Source organism: Rhodobacter sp. P1_C2, from assembly GCF_056406375.1.
This window is the reverse complement of the sequence record NZ_JBFUAG010000010.1, coordinates 199,417-210,098: the sequence shown is the minus strand read 5'-3', so window position 1 is coordinate 210,098 and position 10,682 is coordinate 199,417. Positions and strand designations below refer to the sequence as shown.

The following is a 10,682-nucleotide window of genomic DNA, read 5'->3' as shown; positions in this document are numbered from 1 at the left end:
CCCTGCGCGGAAGGCGCCACATCTGGGGCGGGCGACCCGCCATCAGACGCAGCCTCTACCTGGCCGGCTTCATCGCCTCGCGCCACGATCCGAACATCAAGGCCTTCAGAGCAAGACTCGCCGCTGCCGGAAAACCGACAAAGGTCGCAATCATCGCCTGCGCAAGAAAACTCCTGACAATTCTCAACGCAATGGTCAAAACAGGCAAAGACTACGCCCAAACCAAAGCCTGAAAGACAGTTGCTACCATCAGACCGGGCGCTTGGCCCCGAGGTCGATCATCCGGGGCGGGGTTACAAGGTGTAAAGTTGCGATCCTTCGGATTCGAGGATCAGGCGACCGTCTCGCCGCCGTCCACCACCAATGTCTGGCCGGTCATGTAGGAGGAGCGGTCCGAGACGAGGAAGAGGATCGGCTCTGCCATCTCCTCCAGCCTGGCCCAGCGGCCCATCGGCACGCGCTTGGCGATATAGGCCTCGAGGTTGGCGCGTCCTCCCATCTGGGCCATGAAGGGCAGGTTGAACGGCGTGTCGACCCAGCCGGGGCAGAGCGCGTTGACCCTGATGCCGTGGCAGCCATAGTCGCCCGCCATCTGGCGTGTCATCGCGATGACGGCATGTTTGGTCGTCGCATAGGCGATCATCTCGCGGTCATATTGCACGCCCGAGGAGGAGGAGGTGTTCAGGATCACCCCGCCGCCCTGCGCCTTCATCGCCGGCACCACCGCCCGCGCCGCCATGAAGGGCGCGCGGACATTGACCGCCCAGGAGGCGTCGAAGCCCTGGGTCGCCACCTGTTCCAGATCGCCTTCGACCTGGATGCCGGCGTGGTTGTGCAGGATGTCGATGCGGCCATGCCGCGTCAGGACCTCGGCAATGGCCGCGCCCAGCGCCACGTCGTCGGCCACGTCCACCGCCATCGCCTCGGCCCCCATGCGGTCCGCCGCGGCCTTGGCCCTGCCGCCATCGCGGTCGAAGAGGATGACCCTTGCCCCCTCGCGCGCCATGGCGGCCGCCCCCGCCTCGCCGATGCCGGAGCCTGCGCCGGTGACGATGGCGACCTTATCCTTCAACAGCATGAGGCTTCCTTTCCCGCATCAGCACCCGCGCCACCGCGATCAGGATCAGCGAGGCTATGAGGACCATGGTGGCGACGGCGTTGATCTCCGGCGTCACGCCGCGCCGGATCGAGGCGAAGACATACATCGGCAGCGTGGTCTTCGACCCGGCGACGAAGAAGGCGATGATGAAATCGTCGAAGGAGAAGGTGAAGGACATCAGGAACCCGGCCAGGATCGAGGGGCGCAGCTGCGGCAGCACGATCTGGAAGAAGGTCGCCAGAGGCGGGGCGTAGAGGTCATAGGAGGCCTCGACGATATCGCGGCTGAGCGAGGCGATGCGCGCCTTCACGATCATCGCGACCAGCGCCATGGAGAACAGGCCATGTGCGGCGATCAGCGACAGATAGCCCATCTGGAACTGCGGGGCGGTGGGCGAAATTCCCGCCAGCAGCGGGTTGATCACGCCGAAGACCGCGGCCAGGGCGACCAGGGTCGCAATGCCGATCACCACGCCGGGCACCACGATGGCCGCCGCCATCAGCCCATCGACCGCGGCGCGCATCTTCGGCCCCAGACGCTCCATCCCCATCGCGGCCATCGTGCCGAAGACGGCGGCGAGGGCGGCCGAGGTGAAGGCCACGATCAGCGAGGTTTGCAGGGCATTGGTCAGAAAGACATTGGACAGCGCCTTGCCGTACCATTGCAGGGAAAAGCCGGTGATCTCTGACGCATTGCGCCCGGCGTTGAAGGAAAACACCACGACCAAAGCGATGGGCGCGTAGAGGAACAGGTAAACGGCGGTGAGGAAGGCGCGCATCAGACCAGATCCATCTGCCGGGTTCCCGCGACCTTCCAGGCGATCCGCATGGTGATCAGAAGAACGCAGACCACGCCCGCGACCAGCGCCACCGCGATGGCCGATCCGAAGGGCCAGTTGCGCGACTGCAGGAAGAGGTCGACCAGCGCATTGCCGATGAAGTAGACCTTGCCGCCGCCCAGCATCTGCGGGATCAGATATTCCCCCAGAAGCAGGATCGAGACCAGCGCCACGCCGGTCATCACCCCGGGCATCGACAGGGGCAGGGTGACGCTGAGGAAGGTGGAAAGTGGCCTTGCGCCAAGGTCGGCCGAAGCCTCCAGCAGCCGGCGGTCCAGCTTTTCGAGGCTGACATAGATCGGCATCACCATCAGCGGCAGATAGCCATAGACGATGCCCAGCAGCACCGCGCCGGGCGTGTTGATCAGGCGGATGTTCTCGATCCCGATCATCTCCAGCACATGGGGGATCCCGCGCGCGCCCAGTAGGTACATCCAAGCATAGGTCCGCACCAGCATCGAGGTCCAGAAGGGCACGATCATCAGGGAGACGAGCAAGAGGCGGTGCTTGTCAGACACCCGCAGCGCCAGGAACCAGGCGGCGGGATAGGCGATGGCCAGGCAGGCGGCGGCACCGATCGGGGCCAGAAGGGCGGTGTTGACGAAGGCCGCGCCGCGCGCCGGGATGTTGAGGTAATTGGCCAGTGTCAGCGCCGGCTGATAGCCGCCTGCTGCTGCCCGCTCGCCCAGGGAAAACACCAGGATGGCGAGGAAGGGCAGCACCAGGAAGAAGAACAGCCAGAGCCCGGCGGGCGCCAGAAGCGCCGCCGTGACCCAGTTTTTGCGTGCCTGCGCGGACAGGGACATGTCAGGCCGACTTGAACCGGGCCATCAGCTCGGCCCGACCGGGGTCGGTCAGCGTGGCGGCGGCACCGAACTCCAGGGGCGTCAGTGCGGCCTCGTCGGGGTAGACGATCTTGTTCGAGGTGATCTCGGGCGGCAGCAGGGCCAGAACCCGGCTGTCGGTCGTGGGGGCGCCATTGGCGATATGCTCTTTCACCGCATTGGCCGGGTCCATCAGGTAGTTGAGCAGGGCATAGCCCGCCGCCTTGTTGGGGGCCGAGGTCGGGATGGCGTAGAAGTCGGTCCAGACCTCGCCGCCGTCCTTGCCCAGCACATAGGCGATCTCCGGCATGTCGCGGTTCAATTGCGCGCCGTCATTGGTCCAGCACATCGTCATCCAGGCATCGGTCGACCGCATCGAGGGCTGGTAATCCGAGTTGATCGCAAAGAGATGCGGCTTCAGCTCCAGAAGCAGCTTTTCGGCCTGGGCCAGATCCTCGGCCTTGGTCGAGTTGAAGTCGAGGCCGAGCGAGACCAGCGCCGAGCCGATCGTGGTCAGCTGATAGTCATGCACCATGGTGCGGCCATCCGCCTCGGCCATCGCGGTGGCGAAGAAATCCTTCCACGAGGTCAGCGGCGTCTTGATCTTCGCGGTGTTCACCGAAAATCCGGTGGTGCCCCAGTTCTTCGGCAGGGCATAGGTCGTGCCATCGACCATCCCCTCATGGGTGAAGCGCTGGTTCTCGGTCCCGGGCGAGAAGTTAGGCAGCTTGGCCATGTCGAGCGGGTCGATCAGCTTCAGCCCGGCATAGGTGGAAATCGTGTAATTGGTCGGCACGAACAGCGACCAGCCCGCGCCGCCCGCCTGCAGCTTGGCCAGCATCTCTTCGTTGGAGCCGAAGACATTGACCTCGACCGAGACGCCGGTGGCGGCCTTGAAATTCTCGAAAGTGGCGGGGTCGTGATAGTTGGGCCAGGTCGCAATCGCCATCTGGCTGCCCAGATCCTCGGCATGGGCCGCGGAAATCCCGGCGCCGGGGAAGCGCGACAGCACGGCGGTGGCAAGGCCGAGGCCCGTCACCCCCATGAAATGCCGGCGCGAAATGGAACCGCGCTTCCAGCGCATGAATTCCGCCATGAACCGATCCGGTGTGATCGGCGTGTCCTTGAAGTCCTTGGTCATCGGAAGCCCTCTCTTTCTCGGTTGTCACTCAGGAAATACCAGCACGGCGGCCGGGTCATGGGTCAGGCGCACGGCGGCACCGGGGTCGATCAGGTCGGCCTCGGTGGTGGCGCGGCGGTCGGTGGTCACGAGGATGTCGCCCAGACCGGGGACGGAAACCGAATATTCGGCGAAGGAGCCGAGGAAGATGCGGTGGGTGACGGTGCCGGGCAGACCCTCGCCGCTGCGGCTGATCCGGATCGCCTCGGGGCGCAGGGCTGCGATGGCGCGGCCCGTGAGGGCGGAGGTTCCGGGCAGGGCGCGGCCATCGGCCAGCCGCAGGGCGCCACTCTCCACCGTCACGGGAATCCGGTTGGTCTTGCCGACGAAATCGGCCACGAACAGATCGGCGGGCTTGTCATAGACCTCTTGCGGCGGGCCGATCTGGCGGATGCGCCCGGCACTCATCACGCAGACGAGGTCGGCCATCGACAGCGCCTCTTCCTGATCATGGGTGACGAGGACGAAAGTGATGCCCAGCTCGCGCTGCAGGGTCAGAAGTTCCAGCTGCATGTCGCCGCGCAGCTTCTTGTCCAGCGCGGCCAGCGGCTCGTCGAGCAAAAGGATTTTCGGGCGGTTCACGATGGCGCGGGCCAGTGCCACGCGCTGCTGCTGGCCGCCCGACATCTCATGCGTGCGGCGCTTGGCGAAAGAGCCCAAGCGGACCATCTCCAGCGCCTCGCCGACGCGGCGGTCGATCTCGGCCTTGCCCAGCCGCGGGCGGGCCTGGCGCAGGCCGTAGCCGACGTTATCGGCCACGTTCATATGCGGGAACAGGGCGTAGTGCTGGAAGACCATGTTGACCGGGCGCTGATAGGCCGGGATGCCGTTGACCACCTGACCCGCGATGCGCACCTCGCCCTCCGACGGCTGTTCGAACCCGCCGATCATCCGCAGGCAGGTCGTCTTGCCGCAGCCCGAGGGGCCGAGCATCGCCAGAAACGCGCCCTTGGGCACGGCAAGCTCGATGCCGGACACCGCCTCGACCGTGCCATAGCGCTTGGTCAGCCGCCGGAATTCCAGATCGGAAATCGCCTCTGGTGCCACGTCTCATCCCCTGTCACGCCCCAGTTCCGGGGTCTTGATCCGAACGATAGGGCAAGCCGAAAAGCGGCATATACCCCAAAAGTGGTATTTGGGGCGGAAAAGCCCCGTGCAAGGTATATATCACGCCCGAGCCCGCTTCGGGGTTTCAGCTTTGCCGGAGATATAGGCATGCCGCCCGCGCTTCCCGACCTGTTCGCCGCCCTGCGCGAGACGCTGGGCCGCACCGCGCTGACCGACGAGGCCTTCGGGCGGCTCTTCCTGCGGCTGGTTCGCGCCCTGGCCCCGGTGGATGAGGTGGTGGTCTTCGCCTATCACGAGGGCGAGCGGCCGCTGGATCTGTTCACCACCTTCACGGCGCAGGATTACCACGTCTTCGTCACGCTTTATCAGGCCGGGCCCTACCTGCTGGACCCTTTCTGCCGCAATGCCCGCGATCGGCGCTCGGGCCTCTTGCGGATGCGCGATCTCGCCCCCGACCGGTTCTATTCCAGCGAATACCACCGCACCTATTACGTCCAGACCGGCCTGGCCGAGGAGATCGGCTATTTCGTCCCGCTGGAGGGGGCCACCGTGGTCCTGTCCCTGATGCGGCGCGAGGGCAGCGGGGCCTTCAGCGCCGCCGAACTCGTCCCCCTGCGCCAGGCCGAGGCTTTGGTGGGCGATCTGGTCCGGCTTTACTGGGGCACGGTCGCCGCCCGCTTCGGGGCAGAGCCGCGCGCCGTGCCGCTGGTCCAGTCCTGGAAGCCGCTGAACCTGACCGACCGCGAAGCCGCCATCGTCGAACTGGTGCTGCAGGGCCATTCCTCGGAATCCATCGCGCTGCGGCTGGGCATCGCCACCGGCACGGTCAAGGTCCACCGCCGCAACGTCTATCGCAAGCTGGGGATTTCCTCGCAGACGCAGCTTCTGTCACTTTACCTCGCCGAACGCGCCCCAGGCGGCCAGACGCCCGCCGCCTGAGCGAGGAAGGCCGTTACCACTCGGCGAAAGACCCGTCCTTGTGGCGCCAGACCGGGTTGCGCCAGCGGTGACCTTCTGCGGCGCGTGCGCGGACATAATCCTCGTCCACATCGACGCCGAGCCCCGGGCCTTCGGGAATGGCCACCATGCCATCCTCGTACCGGAACACGTCCTTGTTCAGCGCATAATCCAGCAGGTCGTTGGTGGCGTTGTAATGGATGCCAAGGCTCTGTTCCTGGATGAAGGCGTTGTAGGTCACGGCGTCCAGTTGCAGGCAGGCGGCAAGGGCAATCGGCCCGAGGGGGCAATGCGGCGCGACGGCGACATCCCAGGCCTCGGCCATGGTCGCGATCTTGCGGCATTCGGTGATGCCGCCGGCATGGGACAGGTCGGGCTGGATGATGTCCACGACCGCCTCGTTCAGCACGGCTTTGAAATCCCAGCGCGAGTAAAGCCGCTCGCCCAGGGCGATCGGCGCGCTCGACAGGGCGGCGATCTCGCGCAGCGCCTCGCGGTTTTCGCTGAGGACGGGTTCCTCGATGAACATCAGCTTGTAGGGTTCCAGCTCTTTCACCATGGCGCGGGCCATCGGGCGGTGGACGCGGCCGTGGAAATCGACCGCGATGCCGACATGGGGGCCGACGGCCTGGCGGACCAGCGCCACCCGTTCGACGGCGGCGTCGATGGCAGCATGGCTGTCGACGATCTGCAGCTCTGCGGTGCCGTTCATCTTCAGCGCGGTGAAGCCCTGCGCCACCAGATCTTGCGCGCCCTTGACCACATCGGCAGGACGGTCGCCGCCGATCCAGGAATAGACCTTGATCCGGTCACGGCAGCGGCCGCCCAGCAATTCATGCACCGGCACGCCAAGCGCCCTGCCCTTGATGTCCCACAGCGCCTGATCGATCCCGGCCAGCGCGCTCATGTGGATCGCGCCGCCCCGGTAAAAGCCGCCGCGATAAAGCACTTGCCAGTGATCCTCGATCCGGCGCGGGTCCTGGCCGATCAGGTAATCGGCCAGCTCATGCACCGCCGCCTCGACCGTCAGGGCGCGCCCCTCCACCACCGGCTCGCCCCAGCCCGAGACGCCGGCATCGGTCTCGATCTTCAAAAACAGCCAGCGCGGCGGGACGATGAAGGTTTTCAGGGCGGTGATCTTCATGGGCAATGCTCCGGACGGCAGGACGGAATCCTCAGTCGCTGCCGAGTTTCTTGGTCAGCGCGAGGTCGCGCGCCGCAAGGTTGACGATATTGTCTGCCGCCTGCCGGGCGGCGGCCGGGTCGCGCAGGCGCAGGGCCTCGACCAGGTCAAGGTGCACGCGGATCGCCTCGGCCCGCTCGTCCGGCGACAGGGTGGCCGTGGCGGTGATGGTGAAGGTCAGCGCCGCATCGATCATCTTGCCGATCTGGCGATAGACCGGGTTATGGCTCGAGGCATAGAGGATGCGGTGGAAGGTGATGTCGCAGCGGGTGAAAAGCGCGATATCGGCGCCGGCGTCGCGCATCCCCTCCCAGGCCGCCGCGATGGCGGCGATCTCGGCCAGGGTGGCGCGGGTCGCGGCCAGTTCGCAGACGAGGGGTTCTATCCCCATCCGCGTTTCCAGGATCGCATCGAAGAGCCTTTGGTCCAGCGCGCCCGGCGGGTGCCATTCGATGATCTGCGGATCGAGGATGTTCCACAGGTCGGGATCGGCGACCGAGGTGCCGACGCGCGAACGGGTGACGATCAGGCCCTTGGCGTCCAGCATCTTCAAGGCCTCGCGGATCACCGTGCGGCTGACGCCATATTCGACGCAGAGGTCCGGCTCGCGCGGCAGCATCGTGCCGGGCGCATAGCGGCCGGACAGGATATCGCCGGCCAGCGCGCGCACCACATCGGGCATCACCCGCGGGCGCCGCAGCTTGGATTCTGCCGCTGCTGTCATCTCATCCTCCCCCTCTGCACGCCCGAAGGTCCGGGGCGCTGCGTCACATCCTGCCGCATTCTGTCCCGCAAACCGCATCCGAACGCCACCTCCCGCGACACCGCCCGATGGCACCCAGTTTGCACAACGCTTTCATCATATCAAGTGTGTTGACTGGTATGATGAATTGTTTTACCAAAATCGGCACGGCGGGTATGGAGGCCCGCCCCACCCGGAGGAGATACCCATGCGATTCTTGAAAAAGGCGCTCTGTGCGAGCGCTCTTGCGGCTGCATCCGTCCTGACCTTGGGCGCGGCCTATGCGGAAGACATTAAGATCGGCTTCATCGTGAAGCAGCCGGAAGAGCCGTGGTTCCAGGACGAATGGAAGTTCGCCCAGCAGGCCGCCGACGAGAAGGGCTTCACCCTGGTCAAGATCGGCGCCGAGGATGGCGAAAAGCTGATCGCGGCGATCGACAACCTGGGCGCCCAGGGCGCGCAGGGCTTCATCGTCTGCACGCCGGATGTGAAGCTCGGGCCGGGGATCGTGGCCAAGGCGGCGGCCAACGGGTTGAAGATGATGACGGTGGATGACCGGCTGGTCGATGCCAGCGGCGCCGCCATCGAATCGGTGCCGCATATGGGGATCTCTGCCACCAAGATCGGCGAGGCCGTGGGCCAGGCCATCCTGGACGAGGCCAAGGCGCGCGGCTGGAACCTGGCCGAAGTGGGCGCGATCCGGGTGTCTTACGACCAGCTGCCCACCGCGGTGGACCGGGTGGAAGGCGCGATTTCCGCGCTGAAGGCCGGCGGTTTCCCGGCGGCCAATATCTATGACGCGCCGCAGGCCAAGACCGACACCGAAGCCGCGCTGAACGCCGCGACCACGGTGCTGAACGCCCATCCCGAGGTCAAGCATTGGGTGGCCTTCGGTCTGAACGACGAAGCGGCGCTGGGCGCCGTGCGCGCCTCGGAAAGCGTCGGCATCCCGGCCGACAGCATGATCGCCGTCGGCATCGGTGGCGCGGAATCCGCGATCAACGAGTTCAAGAAGCCCGCAGCGACCGGCTTTGTCGGCACGATCATCATCTCGCCCAAGCGGCACGGCTATGAAACCGCGATGAACATGTACGACTGGGTCGCCAACGACAAGGCGCCCGAGCCCCTGATCCTGACCTCCGGCGCGCTGGCCAAGCGTGATACCTATGAAAGCGTCCGCAAGGATCTGGGCATCGAGTAAGGTCGGACCGGTAACCAATCCCGGGGCGGCGGCCATGCTGCCGCCCCGACCACCCGCCACGGGGGCAGGCATGGCATTTCTGGAATTCGACGGCATCACCAAGACCTATCCGGGCGTCAAGGCGTTGGAGGCGGTCGGCTTCGGGGTCGAAAAGGGCGCGGTCCACGGGCTGATGGGCGAGAATGGCGCGGGCAAATCCACGCTGATCAAGATCCTCTCGGGCGATCTGCGCGCCAATGCCGGGCAGATCCGCATCGATGGCCAGGTGCAGGCCTATGCCTCGACCCGCGATGCCTTCGACAATGGCGTCATCGTCATCCACCAGGAATTGCAGCTGGTCCCCGAACTGACCGTGGCCGAGAACCTGACGCTTGGCCGCTTTCCGGCGCGGGCCGGGGTGATCGCCACCCGCCGGATGCTGGAGGATGTGGGCGCGCGCCTGCGGGCTGCGGGCATCGACATCGACCCGCGCCGCAAGGTGAAGACCCTGTCGATCGGCGAGAGGCAGATGGTCGAGATCGCCAAGGCCATCATGCTGGAGGCTAGGGTGATCGCGCTGGACGAACCGACCTCGTCACTGTCGTCGCGCGAAAGCGAAATCCTCTTCGCCCTGATCGGAAGGCTGAAGGCCGAGGGCAAGGTGATCCTCTATGTCTCGCACCGGATGGACGAGATCTTCCGGCTTTGCGACAGCCTGACCGTGCTGCGCGACGGCAAGCTTGCGGCGCATCATCCTTCGATGGCGGGGGTGACCCGCGATCAGGTGGTGTCCGAGATGGTCGGGCGCGAGATTTCCGACATCTGGGGCTATCGCCCGCGCCCCGCCGGGGCGGTGCGGCTGCAGGTCGAGGGCATCACGGGCGCGGCCCTGCCGAACCCGGTCAGCTTCGCGGTGCGGCAGGGCGAGATCCTTGGTTTCTTCGGCCTGATCGGGGCGGGAAGGTCGGAACTGATGCGCCTGATCTTCGGTGCCGATCCGCGCAGCAGCGGCACCATCAGGATCGACGGCGCGCCGGTCGTGGCGCGCGACCCCAAGGCGATGATCCGCGCCGGGCTGGTCCTGTGTTCGGAAGACCGCAAGCATGACGGCATCCTTCAAGGCCGCTCGATCGAGGAGAACATCACGATCTCCTCGCGCCGCCACACCGCGCGCTGGGGCATCCTCAACCTGAAATCCGAGGCCGAGACCGCCGACACCTATATCGCCCGCCTGCGCGTCCGCACCCCCTCGCGCAAGCAGGACATCATCAACCTGTCGGGCGGCAACCAGCAGAAGGTGATCCTCGGGCGCTGGCTGTCCGAACAGGGCGTCAAGGTGCTGATCGTCGACGAGCCGACCCGCGGCATCGACATCGGCGCCAAGGCCGAGATCTACGAATTGCTTTACGGATTGGCGGCGGAGGGCATGGCGATCGTCGTCGTCTCCTCCGAACTGCCCGAGGTCATGGGGATCTGCGACCGCATCCTCGTGATGTGCGAGCGTCGGATCAGCGCCGACCTGCCGCGCGACCAATTCGCCGAAAACACCATCCTGGCCGCCGCCCTGCCGGACCGCGCGGCAGAAGCCGACCAGATGAAAGCCTCGTGAGG

10 protein-coding genes and 1 pseudogene are annotated in these 10,682 nt (G+C 66.0%); 4 read left to right on the top strand and 7 right to left on the bottom strand.

Annotated elements, in window-relative coordinates:
• A pseudogene (locus AC1DZT_RS18070) lies at positions 1-233 on the top strand (IS110-like element ISHne4 family transposase); the annotation flags it as partial.
• 98 nt (positions 234-331) lie between these two features.
• Here AC1DZT_RS18070 and AC1DZT_RS18065 read toward each other — a convergent pair.
• The 5 genes from AC1DZT_RS18065 to AC1DZT_RS18045 are packed head-to-tail and all read right to left on the bottom strand — an operon-like array spanning position 332 to position 4,988.
• A complete protein-coding gene (locus tag AC1DZT_RS18065; RefSeq protein WP_478008036.1) occupies positions 332-1,078 on the bottom strand; it encodes an SDR family NAD(P)-dependent oxidoreductase in 747 nt (248 codons plus the stop codon).
• Positions 1,062-1,877 carry an ABC transporter permease gene (locus tag AC1DZT_RS18060; protein ID WP_478008035.1) on the bottom strand — a complete coding sequence of 272 codons (816 nt, stop codon included), beginning with the start codon at positions 1,875-1,877 and terminating at the stop codon, positions 1,062-1,064. The genes AC1DZT_RS18065 and AC1DZT_RS18060 overlap by 17 nt, the downstream gene beginning before the upstream one ends.
• The gene (locus AC1DZT_RS18055) at positions 1,877-2,743 is read right to left on the bottom strand and encodes an ABC transporter permease (protein ID WP_478008034.1); all 867 of its coding nucleotides are present in this window, start codon (positions 2,741-2,743) and stop codon (positions 1,877-1,879) included. Before AC1DZT_RS18055 ends, AC1DZT_RS18060 begins: the two co-directional genes overlap by 1 nt.
• 1 nt (position 2,744) lies before the next feature.
• Complete coding sequence (locus AC1DZT_RS18050) at positions 2,745-3,902, bottom strand: polyamine ABC transporter substrate-binding protein (protein ID WP_478008033.1); 1,158 nt, start codon at positions 3,900-3,902, stop codon at positions 2,745-2,747.
• A gap of 24 nt (positions 3,903-3,926) precedes the next feature.
• Positions 3,927-4,988: an ABC transporter ATP-binding protein gene (locus tag AC1DZT_RS18045; RefSeq protein ID WP_478008032.1), complete on the bottom strand. Its 1,062-nt coding sequence runs from the start codon at positions 4,986-4,988 to the stop codon at positions 3,927-3,929.
• A gap of 168 nt (positions 4,989-5,156) precedes the next feature.
• Here AC1DZT_RS18045 and AC1DZT_RS18040 point away from each other — a divergent pair, with 168 nt between their 5' ends.
• On the top strand, positions 5,157-5,948 hold the full coding sequence (locus AC1DZT_RS18040) for a helix-turn-helix transcriptional regulator (RefSeq protein WP_478008031.1): 792 nt from the start codon (positions 5,157-5,159) through the stop codon (positions 5,946-5,948).
• A 13-nt stretch (positions 5,949-5,961) separates the two neighbouring features.
• On the opposite strand, the gene dgoD is transcribed toward AC1DZT_RS18040, so the two are convergent.
• Together dgoD and AC1DZT_RS18030 are read right to left on the bottom strand one after the other, a co-directional pair.
• Positions 5,962-7,110 carry a galactonate dehydratase gene (dgoD, locus tag AC1DZT_RS18035; protein ID WP_478008030.1) on the bottom strand — a complete coding sequence of 383 codons (1,149 nt, stop codon included), beginning with the start codon at positions 7,108-7,110 and terminating at the stop codon, positions 5,962-5,964.
• Positions 7,111-7,141: 31 nt separating this feature from the next.
• A complete protein-coding gene (locus AC1DZT_RS18030) occupies positions 7,142-7,873 on the bottom strand; it encodes a FadR/GntR family transcriptional regulator (protein ID WP_478008029.1) in 732 nt (243 codons plus the stop codon).
• Between the two features lie 226 nt (positions 7,874-8,099).
• Between AC1DZT_RS18030 and AC1DZT_RS18025 the strand changes: the two genes are divergently transcribed.
• Positions 8,100-9,092 (top strand): arabinose ABC transporter substrate-binding protein, encoded by a 993-nt coding sequence (locus tag AC1DZT_RS18025; protein ID WP_478008028.1) that lies wholly within the window; start codon positions 8,100-8,102, stop codon positions 9,090-9,092.
• Between the two features lie 70 nt (positions 9,093-9,162).
• On the top strand, positions 9,163-10,680 hold the full coding sequence (araG, locus tag AC1DZT_RS18020; protein ID WP_478008027.1) for an L-arabinose ABC transporter ATP-binding protein AraG: 1,518 nt from the start codon (positions 9,163-9,165) through the stop codon (positions 10,678-10,680).
• Positions 10,681-10,682 lie beyond the last annotated feature (2 nt).

What these genes read in the sequence shown, in the direction of transcription:
- dgoD (WP_478008030.1), bottom strand. Translation starts at nt 7,110, where the DNA reads ATGAAGATCACCGCCCTGAAAACCTTCATCGTCCCGCCGCGCTGGCTG.
- AC1DZT_RS18040 (WP_478008031.1), top strand. Translation starts at nt 5,157, where the DNA reads ATGCCGCCCGCGCTTCCCGACCTGTTCGCCGCCCTGCGCGAGACGCTG.
- AC1DZT_RS18030 (WP_478008029.1), bottom strand. Translation starts at nt 7,873, where the DNA reads ATGACAGCAGCGGCAGAATCCAAGCTGCGGCGCCCGCGGGTGATGCCC.
- AC1DZT_RS18025 (WP_478008028.1), top strand. Translation starts at nt 8,100, where the DNA reads ATGCGATTCTTGAAAAAGGCGCTCTGTGCGAGCGCTCTTGCGGCTGCA.
- AC1DZT_RS18065 (WP_478008036.1), bottom strand. Translation starts at nt 1,078, where the DNA reads ATGCTGTTGAAGGATAAGGTCGCCATCGTCACCGGCGCAGGCTCCGGC.
- AC1DZT_RS18055 (WP_478008034.1), bottom strand. Translation starts at nt 2,743, where the DNA reads ATGTCCCTGTCCGCGCAGGCACGCAAAAACTGGGTCACGGCGGCGCTT.
- AC1DZT_RS18060 (WP_478008035.1), bottom strand. Translation starts at nt 1,877, where the DNA reads ATGCGCGCCTTCCTCACCGCCGTTTACCTGTTCCTCTACGCGCCCATC.
- araG (WP_478008027.1), top strand. Translation starts at nt 9,163, where the DNA reads ATGGCATTTCTGGAATTCGACGGCATCACCAAGACCTATCCGGGCGTC.
- AC1DZT_RS18050 (WP_478008033.1), bottom strand. Translation starts at nt 3,902, where the DNA reads ATGACCAAGGACTTCAAGGACACGCCGATCACACCGGATCGGTTCATG.